This window comes from Mycobacterium hippophais (assembly GCF_027529605.1).
Classification (GTDB): Bacteria; Actinomycetota; Actinomycetes; order Mycobacteriales; family Mycobacteriaceae; genus Mycobacterium; species Mycobacterium arseniciresistens.
This window is the reverse complement of sequence record NZ_JAPZPY010000005.1, coordinates 132408-152943: the sequence shown is the minus strand read 5'-3', so window position 1 is coordinate 152943 and position 20536 is coordinate 132408. Positions and strand designations below refer to the sequence as shown.

20 protein-coding genes and 1 pseudogene are annotated in these 20536 nt (G+C 66.9%); 16 read left to right on the top strand and 5 right to left on the bottom strand.

Translation table 11 applies throughout. The features are described from left to right. Position 1: 1 nt before the first annotated feature. Both O6P37_RS13865 and O6P37_RS13860 read left to right on the top strand, forming a co-directional pair. Positions 2-421 carry an NAD(P)-binding domain-containing protein gene (locus O6P37_RS13865; protein WP_269894614.1) on the top strand — a complete coding sequence of 140 codons (420 nt, stop codon included), beginning with the start codon at positions 2-4 and terminating at the stop codon, positions 419-421. After that, positions 422-1390 (top strand): NADP-dependent oxidoreductase, encoded by a 969-nt coding sequence (locus O6P37_RS13860; protein ID WP_269894613.1) that lies wholly within the window; start codon positions 422-424, stop codon positions 1388-1390. It abuts the gene before it with no gap. Positions 1391-1459: 69 nt separating this feature from the next. On the opposite strand, the gene O6P37_RS13855 is transcribed toward O6P37_RS13860, so the two are convergent. Next, positions 1460-2227, bottom strand: coding sequence for a MerR family transcriptional regulator (locus O6P37_RS13855; protein ID WP_269894612.1), 768 nt, complete (start codon positions 2225-2227; stop codon positions 1460-1462). Between the two features lie 350 nt (positions 2228-2577). Between O6P37_RS13855 and O6P37_RS13850 the strand changes: the two genes are divergently transcribed. Then, positions 2578-3318, top strand: coding sequence for an SDR family NAD(P)-dependent oxidoreductase (locus O6P37_RS13850; protein ID WP_269894611.1), 741 nt, complete (start codon positions 2578-2580; stop codon positions 3316-3318). Between the two features lie 165 nt (positions 3319-3483). Here O6P37_RS13850 and O6P37_RS13845 read toward each other — a convergent pair whose 3' ends face one another. Next, complete coding sequence (locus tag O6P37_RS13845) at positions 3484-4356, bottom strand: helix-turn-helix transcriptional regulator (protein ID WP_269894610.1); 873 nt, start codon at positions 4354-4356, stop codon at positions 3484-3486. A gap of 88 nt (positions 4357-4444) precedes the next feature. On the opposite strand from O6P37_RS13845, the gene O6P37_RS13840 reads away from it, so the two are divergent. Next, positions 4445-5626, top strand: coding sequence for an aldo/keto reductase (locus tag O6P37_RS13840; protein ID WP_269894609.1), 1182 nt, complete (start codon positions 4445-4447; stop codon positions 5624-5626). Positions 5627-6010: 384 nt separating this feature from the next. Here the strand turns inward: O6P37_RS13840 and O6P37_RS13835 are convergent, their stop codons facing one another. After that, entirely contained in the window at positions 6011-6607 is a 597-nt protein-coding gene (locus O6P37_RS13835) for a TetR/AcrR family transcriptional regulator (RefSeq protein ID WP_269894608.1), read from the bottom strand. A gap of 222 nt (positions 6608-6829) precedes the next feature. Between O6P37_RS13835 and O6P37_RS13830 the strand changes: the two genes are divergently transcribed. From O6P37_RS13830 to O6P37_RS13805, 5 genes and pseudogenes are all read left to right on the top strand, one after another. Continuing rightward, entirely contained in the window at positions 6830-7696 is an 867-nt protein-coding gene (locus O6P37_RS13830; RefSeq protein WP_269894607.1) for an alpha/beta fold hydrolase, read from the top strand. A 676-nt stretch (positions 7697-8372) separates the two neighbouring features. Further along, complete coding sequence (gene arr / locus O6P37_RS13825) at positions 8373-8795, top strand: NAD(+)--rifampin ADP-ribosyltransferase (RefSeq protein WP_269894765.1); 423 nt, start codon at positions 8373-8375, stop codon at positions 8793-8795. A gap of 388 nt (positions 8796-9183) precedes the next feature. Continuing rightward, positions 9184-9783, top strand: coding sequence for an L-lysine exporter (lysE, locus tag O6P37_RS13820; RefSeq protein ID WP_269894606.1), 600 nt, complete (start codon positions 9184-9186; stop codon positions 9781-9783). A gap of 227 nt (positions 9784-10010) precedes the next feature. Then, positions 10011-10714 (top strand): annotated as a pseudogene (locus tag O6P37_RS28540) (LysR family transcriptional regulator). A gap of 170 nt (positions 10715-10884) precedes the next feature. After that, complete coding sequence (locus O6P37_RS13805) at positions 10885-11682, top strand: SDR family oxidoreductase (RefSeq protein WP_269894604.1); 798 nt, start codon at positions 10885-10887, stop codon at positions 11680-11682. A gap of 12 nt (positions 11683-11694) precedes the next feature. On the opposite strand, the gene O6P37_RS13800 is transcribed toward O6P37_RS13805, so the two are convergent. Further along, complete coding sequence (locus tag O6P37_RS13800; RefSeq protein WP_269894603.1) at positions 11695-12144, bottom strand: STAS domain-containing protein; 450 nt, start codon at positions 12142-12144, stop codon at positions 11695-11697. Positions 12145-12625: 481 nt separating this feature from the next. Here O6P37_RS13800 and O6P37_RS13795 point away from each other — a divergent pair, with 481 nt between their 5' ends. The 6 genes from O6P37_RS13795 (at position 12626) to O6P37_RS13770 (ending at position 17661) form a co-directional block, all read left to right on the top strand. Next, a complete protein-coding gene (locus tag O6P37_RS13795; protein ID WP_269894602.1) occupies positions 12626-13750 on the top strand; it encodes a YeiH family protein in 1125 nt (374 codons plus the stop codon). Between the two features lie 16 nt (positions 13751-13766). Then, the gene (locus O6P37_RS13790; protein WP_269894601.1) at positions 13767-14720 is read left to right on the top strand and encodes an ABC transporter substrate-binding protein; all 954 of its coding nucleotides are present in this window, start codon (positions 13767-13769) and stop codon (positions 14718-14720) included. Positions 14721-14732: 12 nt separating this feature from the next. Then, positions 14733-15413 carry a queuosine precursor transporter gene (locus O6P37_RS13785; protein WP_269894600.1) on the top strand — a complete coding sequence of 227 codons (681 nt, stop codon included), beginning with the start codon at positions 14733-14735 and terminating at the stop codon, positions 15411-15413. Between the two features lie 74 nt (positions 15414-15487). Then, entirely contained in the window at positions 15488-16159 is a 672-nt protein-coding gene (locus O6P37_RS13780; protein WP_269894599.1) for a 5-oxoprolinase subunit B family protein, read from the top strand. A 10-nt stretch (positions 16160-16169) separates the two neighbouring features. Continuing rightward, positions 16170-17057, top strand: a complete 888-nt coding sequence (locus O6P37_RS13775; protein WP_269894598.1) for a 5-oxoprolinase/urea amidolyase family protein — start codon at positions 16170-16172, stop codon at positions 17055-17057. A gap of 46 nt (positions 17058-17103) precedes the next feature. Continuing rightward, positions 17104-17661 carry a GNAT family N-acetyltransferase gene (locus O6P37_RS13770; RefSeq protein ID WP_269894597.1) on the top strand — a complete coding sequence of 186 codons (558 nt, stop codon included), beginning with the start codon at positions 17104-17106 and terminating at the stop codon, positions 17659-17661. 9 nt (positions 17662-17670) lie between these two features. Here the strand turns inward: O6P37_RS13770 and O6P37_RS13765 are convergent, their stop codons facing one another. Next, positions 17671-18972 (bottom strand): DoxX family protein, encoded by a 1302-nt coding sequence (locus O6P37_RS13765; protein ID WP_269894596.1) that lies wholly within the window; start codon positions 18970-18972, stop codon positions 17671-17673. A 135-nt stretch (positions 18973-19107) separates the two neighbouring features. On the opposite strand from O6P37_RS13765, the gene O6P37_RS13760 reads away from it, so the two are divergent. Continuing rightward, the gene (locus O6P37_RS13760; protein WP_269894595.1) at positions 19108-20508 is read left to right on the top strand and encodes a nitrate/nitrite transporter; all 1401 of its coding nucleotides are present in this window, start codon (positions 19108-19110) and stop codon (positions 20506-20508) included. The last annotated feature ends 28 nt before the right edge of the window (positions 20509-20536 follow it).

Sequence of the window (20536 nt, the reverse complement as noted above, 5' to 3'; positions counted from 1 at the left end):
CGTGGCCGTCGCGGCCGCCCACATCCGGGAAGCACTCGATGCCGTCGCGGGACTGGCAGGCCAACCGACCATCGACGCCTGCAACATCTACACAGGACGCCACGACAACAGTCGCTCCCTGTCGCACCAGATCCAGTCCATCATCGGCGGCCCCACCGCCAAGGCGTTCTCCACCAACTTCGCCAGCATCTACGCTCAGGTCGGCGATCAGCGAGTCGCACCCAACAATCTCTACGCCGCCGATGACGCCGCTCGACAGTACGCAGAACAGCTCAGCATCGACGCCGGCTTCGCGCCGCTGTACATCGGTCCGCTGGACCCGGGCGCTCGGCTGTTGGAGGATGGCGCCGGACTGACCCGGGCTCTGGCCGCACAGCTGGGGCCGTTCTTCTACCGCTACGCACCAACCCGGGAGTTCTGAATGAAAGCAGTCAGGTTCACCCGATACGGCGGCCCCGAGGTGCTCGACGTCGCCGAGGTCCCCCGCCCCGCGCCCGCAGCCGACGAAGTGCTGGTCGCGGTGGTCGCGGCCGCCACCAATCCCGGCGAGATCGGTATCCGAGAGGGACGCTACGCCACCATGTGGCCGGCACACTTTCCGGAAGGGCAGGGAAACGACTTCGCAGGGTATGTCGTCGAAACCGGTACGGCGACACCGGCCTTCCACATTGGTGACGAGGTGATCGGAATTGCCCCGCGCCGAGCGCAAGCCGAGTATGTCGCACTCGGCGCACACCGCCTCGCGCTCAAACCCGCGGGTCTGTCATGGGAGGTCGCGGGCACCATCGCAGGTGCCGGCGCCACCGCATGGGCGTCCGTGGCCGCGGTCAACCCCCAAGCCGGCGAGACCATCGTGGTGTCGGCCGCAGCCGGCGGCGTCGGCATCTATGCGGCCCAACTGGCTCGGCTCCGCGGTGCTGATGTGATCGGGACTTGTGGCGCAGCCAATTTCGAGCGTTTGGCCGCGTTAGGTATCCGTCCGGTGCACTACGGACCGGACCTGGCACGCCGGCTACGCGACCTCGCACCCGGCGGCATCGACGGCTTCATCGACACCTTCGGCGCCGGTAACGTCACCACGGCAATCGAACTGGGCGTGCAGCCCCACCGTATCAACACCTTGATCGACCACGAAGCCGTGCGCCGCTTCGGAGTTCACTCCAAAGCTCAGGAGCAGGCCGACACCCCCGAGGTGTGGTCGGCATTGGCTACACTGCTCGCGCGGGGAGAGATCAGTGTGCCGATCGCCGATGTGTACTCGTTCACCACTGACGACGTTCGACAGGCGTACCGCGACGTCGGCACTCGGCGCGTGACGGGCAAACGCGTCCTGCGTATCGCTCCATCGCCCGAACGCGTACGACCGCTAGCTGACTCCGTGGAACGCTAGGTCCGCCACCTGGCGGCAGTCCGCCGATGCCGCGCAGTCAGGCGATGGTGTGCACGCGGCGGCTGGTCATCACTGCATCCGGCTGTCGGCGTATGCCAGCATTGCTTCGCGGAGGTACTCCGCCAGGCGGGGGTCCTGGCCGTTGTAGTACGAGCGCAGTTCTGATGGCTGCCGCAGGCCTTCAGCCTGCTCGATGTAGCTGGCCTTGTCCGGATTCCACAGCTTGCGCTGTAGGGCCAGGTCGTCGTCGAGGATCGCGAAGGTCTTCGCGTCGTCGGCGGCCACACCGGCGCGCAGCAGCGCCACCATTCGCCGCGTGAGCTCGTGGCCTTCGGCGTTGAATTGATCCCAGTCCTGTTCGGCCCATCCGGCGGTGTTGCGCTTGATTTCGGCGATCTCCGGTTGCTCTGTGCTGCCGGTGCTTTCGATGCGGCGGGCCTCCACATCGTCGAGGTGTTCGGGGCTCATCTCGAAGCCCTCGAACATGTGCTCTGCAGGCATATCTGTTCCTTCCTCCAGGTGTTTGATGGTGGCGGCCACAGTGGCTGCGAGACGGTCCAACCGGCCTCGCTCGTCGAGAAGCCGGCGGTGATGCCGGCGCAGCGCCTCGATCGGATCGTGCTGGGCGTCGACCACTTGTCCGATCGTCGTCAGATCCAGCCCCAGATCGCGAAGCAACAGAATCTGCTGCAGCCTGAGCAGCTGCTCCTGCTCGTAGTAGCGGTAACCGTTGGAACCGACACGAGCGGGCCGCAACAGCCCGATCTCGTCGTAGTAGCGCAACGTCCGGGCAGTCACGCCCGAAACCCGAGCCGCCTGCTGGATCGACCAACTCACTTACCTCAACCCCTCTCGCTGACCAACACCCACGCTAGAAGTTGCCGCTACGAGAAGGTCAAGACCCGACAATCGGGTGGAGAGCCCGAGGCGCCACCCAACCCACGCGGCTGACCGCACAGCCGATCGCCGAACCGCCGGCGCAGAACCGTTCCGAGAACGCCCCGGCTCTCATCCCTCGGCAGTGCGTGAGGCGGGCGTGGCGGTCGCTGACCCGTACTTGCCTGGCGGCGAGGCCTGACGAGGCAACCGGCCACGGCGCGGTCGACCGGTCTGAGGTCTCGTATTCCCCAGCACCGGGGTACAACTGATCCCTGCCTGGCCAGACTGAATTGCGCTGTACTCGTTCCATGGCCAACAACGACAACCTCATCGCCCTGGTGACCGGAGCCAACGCCGGTATCGGTTTCCACATGACACAACATCTCGCACGCGCCGGTATACGTGTGCTGCAGGGATCCCGCGATCCGGCGCGTGGTACGAACGCTGCCCGCCAACTGAATGCAGACGGGCTTGAGGTGGATCAGCTGACCCTTGATGTCACCGATGACCAGACGATCGCGGCCGCCGTCAAGCACGTCGCCGACAAGTACGGGCGCTTGGACATCTTGATCAACAACGCCGCCATCGTAGGTGACGGTTTGCCGGCTTCACAGGTGAGCCGGGCGTCGTTGTTGCAAACATTCGACACCAATACCGCCGGCATCGCCGCCGTCACCAATGCATTCCTGCCACTGTTGCGAAAGTCTGGGCGCCCGCGCGTACTGAATGTCTCGAGCGAACTGGGATCGACCCGCCTGGTCAACGATCCGGACTGGCCGCACAGCAATGTAGCCGCGGCAGCTTATCAGTTGTCGAAGAGCGCCCTGGACATGCTGACCGTGCTGTACGCCAAGGAGCTTGCCGAGGAGAAGATCTCCGTACTCTCCGTGAGCCCCGGCTACCGAGCAACAGGCCTCAGCAACGGCGAACCCATGCCGGGCGCCGGCGATCCTTCCGAGGGTGCTGCCGGCATCGTGGCCGTTGCACTGGCCGTCGATCCTCCCACCGGCCTGTTCTTCAACTGGCAGGGCGAGGTGGTCGCTTGGTGATCGACCGATACATCTCACGGAACGCGCGGGCACATATGCCTCACCCGATCGTCTCGGGGGTCGACGCCGGCCGGATCGGGGTCCTCGCGACCTACTACCTGCGTGAACCGCTAGATCTGTGCCGCTGGCGATTCGGGTCTGCGCTGAGCAACTCTCACACGGCCGTCATTGGTCGAGGGCAATCATGGAGCTGACCTTGTCGTCGCCGACGACACCGAGCAGCTGTAGCTTGCTGTAGGACTCCGAGGTGGGATCGGCGCTGAGGATGACGAGTCGCTGACCGTCACCGTAGGTGGCGAGCAACTCACACTCGACGGTCAAACGCCCAACCTCAGGGTGCATCAGAGTTTTTCGAGCAGCGTGGTGGACCTCGACATCTTGGCGGTCCCACAGCGAACGAAACTCTTGGCTGCGCACGAGCAGCCCGTCGACCAGTGCTGCGACGTCGGCGTCGGCTCGGCGCCGCGACCACGTGGCGCGCAGGTCAGCAACGCGGACACGGGAATGCTCGTCGTGGTCCTCCGCAGGGTACAGCTCGCGACACTTCGGTTCGACGAACCACTGCCAGGTCATGCTCGATGCCGCATCGTGGCGCTTCGCACGGCGGTCACCCATCAACAGAACGGATAGCCGATTCTGGGCAAGCATGATCTCCAAGTCGGAGACGACGAATGCTGCGCAGTCGTCGAGTTGGGTGAGCAGATGGGTGAGTACCGGCCGCACGAACGAACTCGGTACGTTGCCGCTGTCGGGGGGATGGTGGCCGGCCATCCGGTACAGGTAGTCGCGCTCATCACGAGAGAGTCGCAATGTGCGTGCGAGCGCCGCCAAGATACTGGTCGACGGCTGTGGCGAACGACGCTGTTCGAGACGTGCGTAGTAGTCGACGGACATCCCGCTGATCTGGGCGACTTCCTCGCGGCGCAACCCCGGAGTTCGCCGACCCGCACCCGACGGCAGACCGACATCGGAAGGGGACAACGCCTCACGTCGCCGCCGCAGAAAATCTGCCAGCGTGTCCCGGTCCATGCGCGCCATATCGTCAATTGTGCTGCAGGTGTGAGGCGCAGTGCCAGGGATCGGCGATCCCTGGCTGGTTCGGATTTTGATGTGAAGGATCGGATCCATGAGTTCCGACATGAGCACGCCCGAATCCGTTGGAGATCGTGGGCAGTGGCGACCATCTCGGCGCCGCCTGCTTCAGGTCGGCGGGTTGAGCGCGGCGGCAGCAGTAGCCGGAGGTGGGGTCTACGCCGCTGTCGCCGATGGGCATGTCTCGACGCCCGAGGCCGGCGCGAGTGGAGGCGTCGACCGACGTCAAGCACCCCCACCCCAGTCGCCCGCCGGTACGGTGACTCGCACGATACCGGGAACCGACATCGCACTGCCCGCAATCGGGCTCGGCACCTTCCAGACCTTCGATGCGCTTCCCGGACAGACCCGCAGCGTTCGTGACGAGGTGCTGCGCCGATTCTGGGCGAGCGGAGGCCGCGTGGTGGACACTTCCCCGCTGTATGGACTGGCCGAGGAGAACATCGCACGCTCCGCCGTCGAAGACGGCATCCAGAACGATCTCTTCGTCACCAACAAGATCTGGTCGACGGGGGGCTACCTCGGCGATGCCTCACACGCCGAAGCAAGCCTCGACATGTCGATGAGGCGACTGTCGAGAAGTGCTCCCATCGACGTCATGCAATGCCACGCGCTGGTAAACGTCGACATGATCGTGCCGCTGCTGCACGCGTGGAAGTCCGAAGGCCGCATCCGCCGACTTGGCGTGACCCATCACGACCCGGCCTACTTCGGCCCGCTCGCGACCTGGATCTCCGGTGGCAACCTCGATTTCGTGCAGATCCGGTATTCCATCGCCGAACGGCGGGCCGAGGACACTATTCTGGCACTGGCAGCCGACAAGGGCGTTGCGGTAACAGTGAACATGCCCCTGGAAAAAGGGAGGCTGCACCACTTCGTGGGGGACCGGCCGTTGCCAGATTTTGCCCGCGAGTTGGGAATTCGCACGTGGTCGCAATACTTCCTCAAGTGGGTCATCTCGCACCCCGCGGTTACCGTCGCCCTGCCGGCTACCTCAGATCCCGAACACCTCACCGACAACATGGCCGCTTGTCAAGGACCCCTACCCGACGCTGGCATGCGCGCCCGGATGCTCCAACACCTGCGCACCATGCCGGGGTTCGACGGAATTACGAGACAACCTTGGTATCCCGGCAAGAACTATCCAGGAATCATCAACCGCGACATGGGCGCGATTCGTGCCCGCAGCTCATGGAGGTCGACACAATGGGTGTAGACCAACGTGAGCCGAAAATTGCGCGACTTCTACCGTCCGGCCGGGTCTGCAGCACGGGTCAACAACTCACGGTCCAGCACCGACAAACAAGCTCAGCCAGCCTGCGATGGGACGGGGTCGCGGCAGACGTGCTTTGCGCAACGGATGCTTACTACGCGAGTGGCGGCGCTCGAATCGCAGCGCAGCCGCGGTTCGGTTAGACGGCTGAGCTGCGTCTAGAGCGGGCGGTCGGCCCGCACCGGCATTCCGCACCTGTCACGTATCAATGCCGACCGCATACGAGATCATCTGGTACGCCACAACGACACCGAGGTCCCGCGATCACATCGCGAACTAGGCGCGCTCCTCGGGAGCGCTACTTGTCGGCGGCGACTCCTGAAGTCTCTACGATGTGAAGAGTTCGTCGAGATGCTGATCGATTGCCGCGAGCGCGTCCCCGGGTTTGATGACCTCCAGGTCGAGAAGGGGTGTCAGGCCGGTCAACGCAAGGATGCGGTCGGTCTCGGTGTTCGCGTCGCGATCGCGAGCGATCTTCCCATCAGCGATCGCTTGGGCGATGAGCACTCTGACCTGTTCCCGTCCCTGACGTAATCCCTCGCGGGCACGATCGCGAATCATGTTGTCGTGCAGCGCTTCGAGCACGTATGCGGCATTCATTCGGCTCGTCGCGCGCGCATCGTCGTGCAGCGGCAGCATTTCGATGAGTATCAACCGCAGGACGTCTCGAGGGTGCGGCGCCGCGCCGAGCGCCTGCAGACCACGGGCCACCCGCTGACCAGTCTGTTCGGCAGCGAAGTCCATTGCGAACGAAAGCAGCTCCTGACGACTGGCGAAGTAGTGCTGTATTTGGCCGTGTGACATGTCGGCCTCCGCCGCCACCTCCCGCAGACTCAGCCGCAAGATGCCGCGTTGATCCACCACACGCCACAGAGCGCGAGCGATCGTTTCGCGACGCTCCTGATGATCGACCCGTTTGGGCACTCGAACCCCTTCACCGTTCCAATACACTTGAAATAATACACGTGGATGATTAACGTCTGAGCACGTCGCTCGAACAGATGGAGTAAGCATGCAGGGACATCCGCGAGTCCGAACAGAGCGGCGGATCGTTGAGGGCCGCCTACGGCGGGGGAACGCCGTCTTTCGCGGCGTCTCATATGGGCAGCTGGGTGAGCGCCGCGGACCCGCGTTGGTGAGTGCGCGATGAGCGCATTCGCCGCCCCTGACCTGGAGGCCGAATATTTCGGAGCCTACGACGCGGTGATGGCACACTGGCCGGTGCCGCTCGAGACGGCAGATCTTCCGGGTCGGTACGGAACGACAAGGGTCACTTCCGCCGGCCCGGCCGCAGCGCGGTCGCTGGTTCTGCTCCACGGATACGGTGGCACGTCCGGGATGTGGTATCCGGTCGTCGGTTCACTGGCCGAGGAGCATCGCGTGCGGGCCGTGGACATCATGGGCGAGCCGGGCCGCAGCCGACATACCGGCGCGGCCTTGACCAGCATGGACGATCTCGTGGACTGGCTGGCGGAAACGTTCGATCTGCTCGGGCTACCCGCGGCCGACCTGTGCGGCCAGTCTCTGGGCGGTCACCTCGCGCTCCGGTTCACGCACGCCCATCCCGAACGGGTGCGACGGCTGGTCCTGCTCGATCCGCCCCTGGTCTTCGCCGGGCTCAGCCCCGAATTCGAGGAGCTGGGCCGGAACCGCGACCCGCACCCCACATTCGAGGCCGCCCGCGCGATCCTGGCACCGGACGGCCCGGGCAGCGGACCGGCGCACCTGGAGTCCTACTTCGACCTGCTCGCGCACGGGGCCGCACACTTCCCGGCCTCGCCGATCGTCTATCCACACCTGCCGGATGGGCTGACCCAGCTGCCGGTCCCGACCCTCGTCGCGCTGGCCGGGGCGAGCGAGGTGCACGATTCGGAGGCGGCCGCGGATGTCGCGCGGCGTGCCGGGGCCCATACGGTGATTCTCCCCGGTGCCGGACACAGCCTCCTGGCCGACATCGAACCCGTCCGCAGCCTCGTCCTCGAACACCTCCGGCGAACGGACTCGCCGGACTGACGCCGCATCAGCGGATTTCGAGAAACCCCCTGCCGTGGAGGTACTCTCGCGTTCATTTCGGAATCCCGGTAAGCACTCGCCGATAAACCTTGCCCAACTGGGGCGCGCGAGACATCTACGCGAGCCTGCTTGCAATGGGCCTGACGGGTGGCGCGCGAGATCGGTTCCTCCAAAATGGCGGTGTACACCTAGTTCCGGGGCATGCCCACGATCATCGATGCGATGCTGCGAGAAGGCTTCTGACCCGGTTGACGCCCGCTCGGCGAGCGTCGTACATGGCGGCGGGCGTCGTACATGGCGTTGGTGGCGACCGCCATCAGTTCGTCGATCACGTCGGGCGCAGGCCTATGTCAGCCGTGGCCGGCCTGATGACAGGGCACCGATCGGCGGTCGGTCGGACTTGACTTCGGATGGTGCTGACTCGAGTCGACCAGGTAGGTAGACCGGCGCCAAGTGACACCGCTCGCCCGGTCGAGGGAGTGACGGATGCATTGGCCGAGGCGCGGTTTGGCCGAGCCCGTACTCGGAAATTGTCCGCGATGTGGTGTCGGCCTACGAGATCAGCGACCTTCTTCCCCTTCCCACTTCAGGATAAGGCGTAACCGGGGGCTTGCCGCAAGGCCCGGGTGGTGCTGCATGCTTGCGCGTCCTTAGCGTTTCGTCAGAAGGGTGTCAGTTGTCCAGCTCGCTTGATGAGGGTCCGTATTTCCATGGCACGATCGCGGACTTGACGGTGGGTGAATTCCTCACCGCGGGTTATCGATCGAACTACCGTCCCGAGGTCGTGATGAACCACATCTACTTCACCGCTCTCGTCGATGGAGCCGGCCTTGCTGCGGAAATCGCCGCAGACCTCGCCGGGGGGGACGCTCGTCCGAGGGTGTACGAAGTAGAGCCAACCGGAACGTTCGAGGACGACCCGAACGTGACCGACAAGAAGTTCCCCGGCAACCCCACTCGGTCCTACCGCAGTGCGGCCCCACTGCGGATTCTCGGCGAGGTCACCAACTGGACGCGACTGACACCCGAGCAGTTGCAGACGTGGCGGGAACGACTGTCTGCGCTGAGGTCCAGCGAGCGAGGCGAGATCATCAACTGACCGTATTGCATATCGCCTTTCGCGATGGCGCAGAATGCGCACGGTTGATCGACCGAATTTGCGAGGTGGTGTACGTCGTCGTCTTGGAGACGAGCGTCGAACTTGGAACGCCGTCTGGGGATGATACTGCGACTGTGACGGCCGGTCGCGTGTCGCTTAGCGGTACGGCGGCCGCGGCCGTGCAACACGAAAAGGCATACGTAATCCCAGCCAAATGTCCTAAATGAGATCGGCATGACACCTCAAGTGGGATTAGGACACCGAGATTGGGACCCTACAGCGGGGCTCTCCACCAACGAGGGCGTCGGAAAGCACGCATTAGCTCAACTAATGCCAGCGCAGAATCTTTAGCTGTACTGCGACGGGCGCAGTACATACCGTCGACCCCATGGCCACCCCTGTCGTCGTCGGATTCCTCGCCTCGTTCACGCTGATCGCCGCCATCGGCGCGCAGAACGCGTTCGTGCTGCGCCAGGGCATCCGTCGCGAGCATGTCGCGGCCGTGGTGGCGCTGTGCACGGTGTCCGACATAGTGCTGATCGCGGCGGGCATCGCCGGCTTCGGCGCACTGATCAACGCCCACCCCGCCGCGGTCGATATTGCCCGTTACGGCGGCGCCCTCTTCCTCGTCGGCTACGGGTTACTCGCTGCCTGGCGCGCATGGCGTCCGTCGGGGCTGACCCCGGCCGAGAAGGGACCCGCCCGCCTCGTCGACGTGCTGATCACCTGCGCCGCAATGACATGGCTCAACCCGCACGTTTACCTCGACACCGTGGTCCTGCTCGGCGCACTGGCCAACGAGCACAGCGACGACCGCTGGCTGTTCGGCGTCGGCGCCGTCACAGCCAGCGCCGTGTGGTTCGTCGGCCTCGGCCTCGGGGCCCGCCGGCTGGCCGGACTGTTCGCCTCGGCCGCGACGTGGCGCATCCTCGACGGCCTGATCGCCGTGGTGATGATCGCGCTCGGCATCACCGTCGCCATCGGCTGACAGCCGTCCGACGTTCCAACCACCCTGATTCTTGGGCCCTCGCGTCGAAGTCCGCAGCCCAAGGCATCGGCCGGCGGCGACGCCGACAACTCGGCCCGTTCAGTAGGAAGCCCTCTGCCAGCATGGAAGTCGCTGATCCCCCAGCCGCCCCTTCACCGCTTCGAGGTCTCCGATGCTCGACCTACGCCGGATGATGCTTGTTGAACGACCTCGCCGACCTCGGCACGGTGGCCGCCGTCGCCGAACGTCGTCGCATCACCAGTTCTGCTGTCTCACAACAACTCCGGGTGCTCGAAGAGGAAACCGGCGCGACCCTGTTCCGGCGCGACGGCCGCACCCTGGCTTTGACCCGCAGCGGTCAGGTGCTGGCCGTACAGCTGCAGCAGCAAGACAGCGACGCCGCGCTGCGCCTGCTGCGCCAGGGCGAGATCGATGTCGCCATCACGTGTCACCACGACTTCGGCGGTCATCAGCTTCCCGGTGGACTCGTCGCCGAGGCACTGCTGTTCGAGCCACTCGTGCTGCTAACCGCGACCGATGATCACACCGGGATCCGCACCGGCAGGCTCGCGGTACTCGCCGACGGCCCGTGGGTGAGCGGGACTCCGGACTCGACTCCGCCTTGCGGCGCGCGTGCGAGTCGGCCGGTTTCACCCCACACGTGGAGCATCGGCTCGTCGGCGCGCAGAACATCTGCGACCTGGCCGCGACCGGAACGGCGTCGGCGCTGGTGCCCGCGCTGTCGGTACCCGTCCCGCTACAGCCGCTCGTCGTCGCCGACCTCGATCTCGGTGGACGCACCATCAGCGCAGTCGTCCGCAACGGCAGGCAGTACGACCCGAACGTCTCGGCCGTCCTGCGCGCGCTGCGGTCGATCGCCGCCGCCGCCCTGGCCGGCGTTGATCCGGCAGAGCTCGGCGCGGCGTCGTGACCGTCAATTCAACGCGAAATTCCTGGTGAACCGCCCCATGGCGGCGTAACGTCGAAGGTGACCTGGAGCCCATCCGATCGGTTCTCCCTAGCGCCGAGAAGACGGGCTCCAGGCCCTTGTCCGGCGACGGTCGGACGTTTGCGAACGGCCTCCATGGGCCACAATCTCGTATGCGCAGCAACAGGGCCGTATTCATCACCGGCGCCGCAGCGGGAATCGGACGCACCACCGCGCTGACCTTCGCCGCCCGCGGTTACACCGTCGGCGGCTACGACGTCGACGAGACGAGTCTCAAGACATTGGCCGACGAGATCGACGGGCGCGGCGGCACGGTCGTGACCGGTCACCTCGACGTCACCGATCCCGACGAGATGGCGCAGCGGGTGGAAGAATTCGTCGTCGCCGCGGGCGGACGGCTCGACGTGCTGATCAACAACGCCGGCGTCATGGCGGCCGGGCGGTTCGAGGACATCGACGTCGCACGACATCTCAAGGAGATCGACATCAACGCGAAGGGCTTGGTCAACGGCCTGCACGCGGCGTTCCCCTACCTTCGTTTCACACCCCGGTCGACGGTCGTCAACCTCGCGTCGGCCTCGGCGATCTACGGTCAGGCCGAACTCGCCAACTACAGCGCCACCAAGTTCTTCGTCCGCGGCCTGACCGAGGCGCTCGACCTGGAATGGAACCGCTACGGCATCCGGGTGATCGCGATGTGGCCGCTCTACGTGCAGACCACGATGACCCACGACGTCACCACCGGCACCACGCGGTCACTCGGCATCCGGCTCACCGCCCAGGACATCGCCGACTCCATCGTCGCGGCCGTCGAACCACCGCTGCTGCGGCGGGCGATCCACCAGGTCCACTACGCCGTCGGTTCGCAGACCAAGGTGCTCGCCACCGGCGCCCGGTTCTCGCCGGCGTGGCTGACCCGGCTGGTCAATAAGCGGCTGGCCGGCTCCTGAGGTGGAGGCGGGTCAGCAGCGGGTGCGGTCACGCGCGACAACAGGCGGCCGGCACGGCGGCGTCACCCGTGAGTGCGCCGACTCAGCGGAGTCCACGATCGGTACCGACCGGCTCTGTGCACCCAGTTTCGTGTACGGCCGCAACGCCGGACCATCGACCATCACGCACTGCAACCCGGTCTCGCAGTACTCGTCGGCGACCGCGAACAGCGCCCGGAATGCCGAGATCCCGAGGAACTCGAGCTTGGTCAGATCGAGTATCAGCGGAGTGCGCATGGAGGTGAACCTGCGCAGGGTCGCTATGACTTGATTGAGATTCGACGCGTCGACCCAGCCGGCCAACTTCACGACGACCGCAGAACTCGACGCCTGGGTCTCGATCCGCGCGCCGCCGCAGCAGAGCACGTGCGCCTGTCGCCGCCGAAGTATCGAACCCGTTCTCATCGCACCGTCGATACTCACCAGGAGCCTCCTGACCACTCGTCGATGTCTCACACGGCACGACAGCGGGTCGTGAGGTGGGGGCCAACTCGGTACCGACCGTAGGTGGCGCTTTCCCCGACGTCAATTTAGCCCACTTACCCTGGGTCGGCAGCCTCGCGAGATGGCGCAGCCATCCCGCGGTGATGAACACTACGGTTGCAACGCAATGGCTTTCGCGTTGAATACCGGCTACTCCACCGCTCTGATCGTTCGCTGACTGGCCTGTCCGACCGCGATTCACTTCGCGATGTGGCTACCCCGCGCGCGGCGCTCACCTCGGACGGCACCCAGTTCCTCGTCTGACCCCCTTGGGTTGGATTCGCACTGATCGCAACCGGTGTCGACCGCCCGGGGCGCGGGTAGGTTGCCAACCCATGAATGAGGACTGGCTCGCCGTCATCGTCGGCCTGGCGCTGCTCGCGCTCGTGCTCGCCGGCGCGATCCCGGGCAGCGTGATCCCGTGACCGAGCAGGCCACCGAGGAGGAGTACGCGGGCGAGGAACGCCGCGACAACCGCGGCATCGGCTACGCCGTCGCCGGCGTGCTCGTCGTGCTGGCGCTGGGCGCCCTGACCCGCTTCTTCGAGGCGCAGGTGCCGCAGTGGGCGGATGGCACGCCGTTCGAGCGTGTCGCCAAGTCCATCGAATTCCCGGTGTACGCCATCGCATTCGGCCTACTGGGCAACGCGGTGCTGAGCAGGCTGGCACTGCGTGACGCGCTGTCGGCCGGGTTCCGCACAGAATTCTTCATCAAGACCGGGCTGGTGCTGCTCGGCGCGTCGATCAACCTCAAACTCCTCGTCACCGCCGCGGGCCCGGCGATCATCCAGGCCCTGCTGCTGATCTCGATCGTCTTCGGCTTCACCTGGTGGCTCGGCGGCCGGCTCGGACTGGAGGACAAGCTGCGGGCACTGCTCGCGTCGGCCGTGTCGATCTGCGGGGTCAGCGCGGCGATCGCGGCCGCAGGTGCGGTGCAGGCCAAGCGCGAGCAACTCGCCTACGCCGCATCGCTGGTCATCGCCTTCGCGCTGCCGTCGATCTTCCTGCTGCCCTGGCTGGCCGGCGAGTTCGGGCTGTCCGACGCCGTCGCCGGCGCGTGGATCGGCGGCAACATCGACACAACCGCCGCGGTGGCGGCCTCCGGTGCGATCGCCGGCGAGGACGCGTTGCAGATCGCCACCATCGTCAAGACCACACAGAACGCACTCATCGGCATCGTCGCGATCGCCCTGACGGCCTACTTCGCACTCAAGGTCGAACGGCGCAGCGCCGAGGACGCCCGGCCCACCCTCGGCCAGTTCTGGGAGCGTTTTCCCAAGTTCGTGCTCGGCTTCATCGCCGCGTCGGTGATCGGCACGCTGTACCTGCAGTGGGGCGGCGACAAGGCCGCCATCACCACGGTCAACGATCTGCGGACCTGGTTCCTGATCTTCGCGTTCGTCGCGATCGGCCTGGAGTTCTCGCTGAAGGGGCTGCGGGAAGCCGGATGGCGGCCGGTCGCGGTGTTCGCCTCGGCCACCGTGGTGAACATCGTCGTCGCGCTCGGCCTTGCGCTGGTGTTGTTCGGCAACTTCGAGGTCGGCTAGCGGTTAGGCTCGGCCGGTGCGCACGGCCTGGTCGAGGCGCGGCTTCCTGGCCTCCGCCGGGGTCGCGACACTGGTGGCCGCGTGCGGCTCCGACAAACCCGGCACCGTCGCGAAGGACGGATCCGTCACCGTCACCCACGCCTTCGGCGAGACCCGCATCCCGGCCCCGCCCACCCGCGTCGTCAGCGCGGGCCTCACCGAACAGGACGACCTGCTCGCCCTCGGCGTGGTGCCCGTCGCGGTGACCGAGTGGTTCGGCGCGGAACCGTTCGCCGTCTGGCCGTGGGCCCGGCCCCGGCTCGGCGCCGCCCAGCCCGTGGTGCTCAGCCTCGCCGACGGCCTGCAGATCGAGCCGATCGCGGCACTGAAGCCCGACCTCATCGTGGCGACCAACGCCGGGCTCGACGCAGACACCTACACCCGGCTGTCCGAGATCGCACCGACCATCGCGCAGTCCGGACCGGCCGCATTCTTCGAGCCGTGGAAAGAGCAGGCCACCGTCATCGGCCAAGCCGTCTTCAAGGCCGACGACATGGCCGGCCAGATCGGCGCGGTCGACGAGAAGTTCACCGCCGCGGGCCAGAACAATCCCGAGTTCGGCGGCAAGAAGGCCATCCTGCTGCGCGGCACGCTGTACCGCGACAGCGCACAGGCCACGGTGCCCGGCTGGCGCACCGAGTTCCTCACCGCGCTCGGATTCACCGTCCCCGAGGTGCCCGCCCTGATCCCGCGCGACCAGATGGCGTCCGTTCTCGACGCCGCGGACGTGCTGATCTGGACCACCGAGAGCGACGAGGAACAGGCCGCACTACTGGCCGACCCCACGGTCGCGGGGCTGTCCGCGACGTCACGCAACCGCAACGTCTTCACCGGGCGGGAACTCGCAGGCGCCATCGCGTTCGCCTCCCCGCTGTCCTACCCACTGGTCGCCGACCAGCTCCCACCGCGGCTGGCGGCCGCACTGTCCTGAGACACTGTTCGGGTGACCAGCACCGATCTCGACCACCGCGGTTCCGCCAGCATCGGCTCGGCCTACTACCCGACGCTGCTGGCCGTCTTCACCGGACTGGTGCTGATCTCGAACGTGGCCGCCACCAAGGGGGTGGCGTTCGGACCGCTGCTCACCGACGGGGGCTTCCTCGTCTTCCCCCTCACCTACGTCATCGGCGACGTGCTCAGCGAGGTGTACGGCTTCCGTGCGGCGCGCCGCGCGGTGTTCGTCGGCTTCGCGATGCAGGCCCTGGCGGTGCTGGTGCTGTGGCTCACGGTGCGGCTGCCCGCCGCCCCCGACTACGCCAACCAGGACGCGCTGGCCAGCACCGTCGCGTCGATCACGGGGCTGGCGATCGCCGGCCTCGGCGGGTTCCTGGCCGGGCAGATGGTCAACGCCTACCTCGTCGTCTGGATCAAGCAGCGCACCAAGGAGAGCCACCTGTGGGCCCGGCTGCTCGGCTCGACGGTGGTGGGCCAGTTCTGCGACACCCTGGTGTTCTGTGCGATCGCGGCGCCGATCATCGGGTTCGGCAACATGAACTCCTTCGCCGTCTACGCGGCGCTCGGCTGGCTGTACAAGACCGCGGTCGAGGCGGCGCTGCTGCCCGTCACCTACCGCGTCATCGCCGCCATCAAGCGCCGCGAACCGACCTACCAGCCGGCCGTATGAGCGAGCGTTAAGGCTCTTCTGGCAACTGTCTCAAGATCCGCTGTGATCATATTACTCAGCGGTAGGTTAGGAACATGACAGTGGCAGCAGAGTCACCTCAATCGATCACCGTCGGCACAGTGCGCGACTACGGCGATCGAGCACTATTGCTTGACTTCGACGATATCTCTGAGGTTTTGGCGTGGGCCGCCGCCATCCACCACGCCGATCTACCCGGTGTCCTCGACGTCGTCCCCGGCGCGCGCACCGTGCTGGTCACGCTCGCCGGGCCGCGGTACCAGGCCCCCACCCGGCAACGCCTCGCAACGCTTCAGCCGGACCGGTCGGAGGTGGCAGCCGACGCTGCGGACCGCCGGGCCGACGTCGTCATCGACGTCGTCTACGACGGCCCCGATCTCGAGGAGGTGGCGCGCCTGACCGGGCTCGACACCGCTGCGGTGGTGGCGGCCCACACCGGCACGCTGTGGCGTGTCGGTTTCAGCGGTTTCGCGCCGGGTTTCGCCTACCTCGTCGGCGGGGACGACCGGCTGCAGGTACCGCGCCGAAGCGAGCCACGGACCAAGGTGCCCGCCGGATCGGTCGGCCTGGCCGGTGAGTTCAGCGGCGTCTACCCGCGCCAGTCCCCCGGCGGCTGGCAGTTGATCGGCCGCACCGCCGAGGGTCAGGCCGCGCTCTGGGACATCGACCGCGACGAACCCGCCCTGCTGACGCCGGGCAAGTGGGTCGAGTTCCGGTCCGTCGACTAGGAGGCACGCGATGACGACCACGCTGGAAATCCTGCGAACAGGGCCGCTGGCGCTGGTCGAGGACCTGGGCCGGCCCGGCATGTCCCACCTGGGCGTGTCGCGCTCCGGAGCCGCCGACCGCCGCTCCCACACCCTGGCCAACCGCCTGGTGGCCAACCCGAACGACCGGGCGACCGTCGAGATCACCCTCGGCGGCCTGACCGCCAGGGTGCACGGCGGCGACGTCGCCATCGCGGTGACGGGCGCCGACGCCGACCCGTCCGTGAACGGAAAGCCGTTCGGCACGAACAGTATTCACTATGCGCACGACGGCGACGTGATCTCGCTGGGCGTCCCGTACTGCGGCCTGCGCAGCTACCTCGCCGTGCGCGGCGGCATCGACATCACGCCCGTGCTGGGCTCCCGGAGCTACGACGTGATGTCGGCGATCGGACCGACCCCGCTGCGACCCGGCGACGTGCTGCCGGTCGGCGAGCACACCGCCGACTTCCCCGAGCTGGACCAGGCGCCGGTCGCCGCGATCGACGACGACGTGCTCGAACTGATGGTTGTGCCCGGCCCCCGGGGCGACTGGTTCACCAACCCCGACGTGCTGGTGCGCACCAACTGGCAGGTCACCAAACACAGCGACCGGGTGGGGATCCGGCTCGTCGGCATGCCGCTCGAGTACCGCAACACCGACCGCCAGCTGCCCAGCGAGGGCGCGACCCGCGGTTCGATCCAGGTGCCGCCCAACGGTTTTCCCGTCATCCTCGGACCCGACCATCCGGTGACGGGCGGCTACCCCGTCATCGGCGTGGTGTGTGGCGACGACATCGACAAACTGGCGCAGATCCGGCCGGGCCAGACCCTGCGGCTGCGCTGGGCGCGGCCACGCCTGCCGTTCGGCGCCGGGTGAACCGCTGACCCGTGTGCGCCGGCGCGCATCCTGGTAGAACATCCATGTGCACACCGTGGTCCACACCGCGCGCCTGGTCCACACCGCCGACCTCGACGCCGAGACGCGCGACCGCGCCCATCGCATGGTCGTGGACGCCTTCCGCGGCGATCCGGACGGTGACTTCGACGACGACGACTGGGAACACGCGCTCGGCGGGATGCACGCCCTCATCTGGCACCACGGCGCGATCGTCGCCCACGGCGCAGTGGTGCAGCGCCGGCTCATCTACCGCGACACCCCGCTGCGCTGCGGTTACGTCGAAGCGGTCGCGGTGCACGAGGATTGGCGGGGTCGCGGGCTGGGCAGCGCGGTGATGGATGCCGTCGAGCAGGTGATCCGGGGCGCCTACCAGGTCGGCGCGCTGGGTTCCTCGGAGCAGGCCCGCGACATGTACGTCTCGCGCGGCTGGCTGCCGTGGCAGGGCCAGACGTCGGCCCTGACGCCGACCGGAACGGTCCGCACGCCCGACGACGACGACGGCGTGTTCGTGCTCCCGGTATCCGTCGAGCTGGACCGCTCCGCCGACCTGACCTGCGACTGGCGCGCCGGCGACGTCTGGTGAGCGGCACCCTCACCTGAAGTAGGGGTACTCCTGCACCCACTGGAAGCCCCGGCTGTTCAGGGGCAGGGCTTCGACGTCGACCCGCCGCAGCGACATCTCCACCCGCCGGCCATCCATTGTTCCCTCGAACCGCAGTGCCTCGGGCGACGGCCGGCCGACCGTGAACCGCGCCTCGATCGACGGCATGCGGACCTCGCGGCCGTCGGCGTCCACCTCGGCGGGCACCGACACCAGCTCACCGTTCATCCGCTGGTACGTCAGAGCCCCGGGTTCGTCGACGACCACGCGCTGCCAACGTATCTCGTCACCGAGCAGTGCGGGCGCCTCCTTGCCGTCGACCTCGAAGCCGGTCACCGACCAGATCCCGTACAAGTCCGGCTTCTGGCGGCCACCGCCGTACTCGTACCAACTCTGGACACCGATGGCCACGCAGCCGGCCAGCACCCAGACCCCGAGGACAGCCACCACCGCCGCCGCGATCCGGTTGGCCCGCGGGGTGTCGAACAGCGGCGGCTGTACGGCCGGCGCCGCCTGCCGCTCCAGGATCAGCATGTCGGCCAGCCGGCCGAACTGCGGTGCGAGGATCACCAGGCCGATGACGAGAAGGTGGAACGACAGGATCTTCACCGGTACGTCGAACGTCATGTTCAGCACGAATACCTGGGCCATCGACATCACGCTGACCAACGCGCCCAACGTCGCGGTGCGCGACCAGAACAGCAGCACGCCGCCGATCACCTCGGCCGAACCGAGCAGGATCTCGTAGGGAAACGAGCTGCCGACCTGCAGCCACAGCACCGACGCCGGGCTGAGCTCGCCGAACGGCCGCAGCAGCGCCGCCAACGGCGGCGCGGGCATCTGCGTCGGGATCAGCTTGGCGAAGCCGTAGAACAGCATCTGCCCGCCCAGACACAGCCGCAGGAACAGCAGGAGCCATGACCACAACCTCGGGTAGCCGGTGCGCCGCCGATCCACCGCCGTCCAGACCGACGTCGCCAGCAGCGACACCGCGAACAGGGAGAACACCAGCACCCAGATCACGGCCTGATCGCCGCTGCCCGAATCCCGGTGCAGCACCACGTCGACGCCGAACACGGTGTGCGCCACCCACCTGGTGGGCGCCTCGAGCGCCATGAGCTGCCACATCACCGCCCAGTCCGGCAGCCATCGGCTCACGATGCCGGTGAACACGAAGGTGATCTGCGCGAACAGCAGGCAGAACAGACTCAGGTAGACGAAGACGAACCGGAACGCGACCCGGGTGATCGGAGACCATGCGCCGTCGCCGGGGCGTCCGTCGATCTTGTTCACCCGTCCTTGGTACCAAAGCAGGCAACCGATTTTCGACGGTCCTCACAGGGCCCGAACGCCGTGGGTGAGTGGAATTTCACGCACGAGTCACCGCGGAGCGCTTTCGGGTAACGCAGCGTTCCTAGCGTGTGCGCCATGCCGCATCGCATCACCGACTGGGATCCCGAGGACGTCGTCGCCTGGGAGGCCGGCAACAAGCAAATCGCCCGCCGCAACCTGATCTGGTCCGTCGCCGCCGAGCACATCGGCTTCTCGATCTGGTCCATCTGGTCGGTGATGGTGCTGTTCATGCCCGAGAGCGTCTACGGCTTCTCGGCGGGCGACAAATTCCTGCTCGGCGCCACCGCCACGCTCGTCGGCGCCTGCCTGCGCATCCCCTACACGCTGGCCACCTCGACGTTCGGCGGCCGCAACTGGACGGTGTTCTCTGCCTTCGTGCTGCTGATCCCGACGGTCGGCACGATGCTGCTGCTGGCCAATCCCGGCCTTCCGCTGTGGCCCTACCTGCTGTGCGCGGCGCTGGCCGGTTTCGGCGGCGGCAACTTCGCCTCGTCGATGACCAACATCAACGCGTTCTACCCCCAGCGGCTCAAGGGCTGGGCGCTCGGGCTCAACGCAGGCGGCGGCAACATCGGCGTGCCGATGATCCAGCTGGTGGGCCTGCTCGTCATCGCCGCCGCAGGCAACCGCCAGCCGTACTGGGTGTGCGCGGTCTACCTGGTGGCGCTGGCGATCGCCGGCATCGGCGCCGCCAGGTACATGGACAACCTCGAGCAGCACAAAATCGACTTCACCGCGATGAAAGACATTCTGCGCGAACGTGATACCTGGGTGATCTCGCTGCTCTACATCGGCACCTTCGGCTCGTTCATCGGTTTCGCCTTCGCGTTCGGCCAGGTGCTCCAGATCAACTTCGCCGCGGGCGGGCAGTCGCCCGCCGAGGCCTCGCTGCACGCCGCGCAGATCGCGTTCGTCGGCCCGCTGCTCGGCTCGCTGTCGCGGGTCTACGGCGGCAAGCTCGCCGACCGCATCGGCGGCGGACGGGTCACCCTCACGGTGTTCGCCGGGATGATCCTGGCCGCCGGGCTGCTGGTGGCGATCAGCACGATGGACGACCACAGCGCCGGCGCGGCCACCGCGACGACCATGGCGGGCTATGTCGTCGGCTTCATCGCACTGTTCCTGCTGTCGGGAGTCGGCAACGGGTCGGTGTACAAGATGATCCCGTCGATCTTCGACGCCAGGAGCCGGTCGCTCGATCTCAGCGAGGCCGACCGGGTGAACTGGTCACGGGCGATGTCGGGCGCGCTGATCGGCTTCGCCGGGGCGGTCGGCGCGCTGGGCGGGGTGGGCATCAACCTCGCGCTGCGCCAGTCCTACCTCAGCAGCGGGTCGGCGACGTCGGCGTTCTGGATCTTCGCGGTGTTCTACGTGGTGGCCTCCGTGGTCACCTGGGCGCGCTACGTGCGGCGTCCCGGCATGGCCGAGATCACCCCCGATCGCGACGAGCGACATACCTCGGCAATGGCCGGGTAACCGTCCCGAAACACGAGCTGAATAGACA

Coding starts and splice junctions, on each gene's coding strand:
- O6P37_RS13775 (WP_269894598.1), top strand. CDS start 16,170: ATGACGACCACGCTGGAAATCCTGCGAACAGGGCCGCTGGCGCTGGTC.
- lysE (WP_269894606.1), top strand. CDS start 9,184: ATGGCCACCCCTGTCGTCGTCGGATTCCTCGCCTCGTTCACGCTGATC.
- O6P37_RS13850 (WP_269894611.1), top strand. CDS start 2,578: ATGGCCAACAACGACAACCTCATCGCCCTGGTGACCGGAGCCAACGCC.
- O6P37_RS13840 (WP_269894609.1), top strand. CDS start 4,445: ATGAGTTCCGACATGAGCACGCCCGAATCCGTTGGAGATCGTGGGCAG.
- O6P37_RS13780 (WP_269894599.1), top strand. CDS start 15,488: ATGACAGTGGCAGCAGAGTCACCTCAATCGATCACCGTCGGCACAGTG.
- O6P37_RS13860 (WP_269894613.1), top strand. CDS start 422: ATGAAAGCAGTCAGGTTCACCCGATACGGCGGCCCCGAGGTGCTCGAC.
- O6P37_RS13760 (WP_269894595.1), top strand. CDS start 19,108: ATGCCGCATCGCATCACCGACTGGGATCCCGAGGACGTCGTCGCCTGG.
- O6P37_RS13845 (WP_269894610.1), bottom strand. CDS start 4,356: ATGGCGCGCATGGACCGGGACACGCTGGCAGATTTTCTGCGGCGGCGA.
- O6P37_RS13830 (WP_269894607.1), top strand. CDS start 6,830: ATGAGCGCATTCGCCGCCCCTGACCTGGAGGCCGAATATTTCGGAGCC.
- O6P37_RS13805 (WP_269894604.1), top strand. CDS start 10,885: ATGCGCAGCAACAGGGCCGTATTCATCACCGGCGCCGCAGCGGGAATC.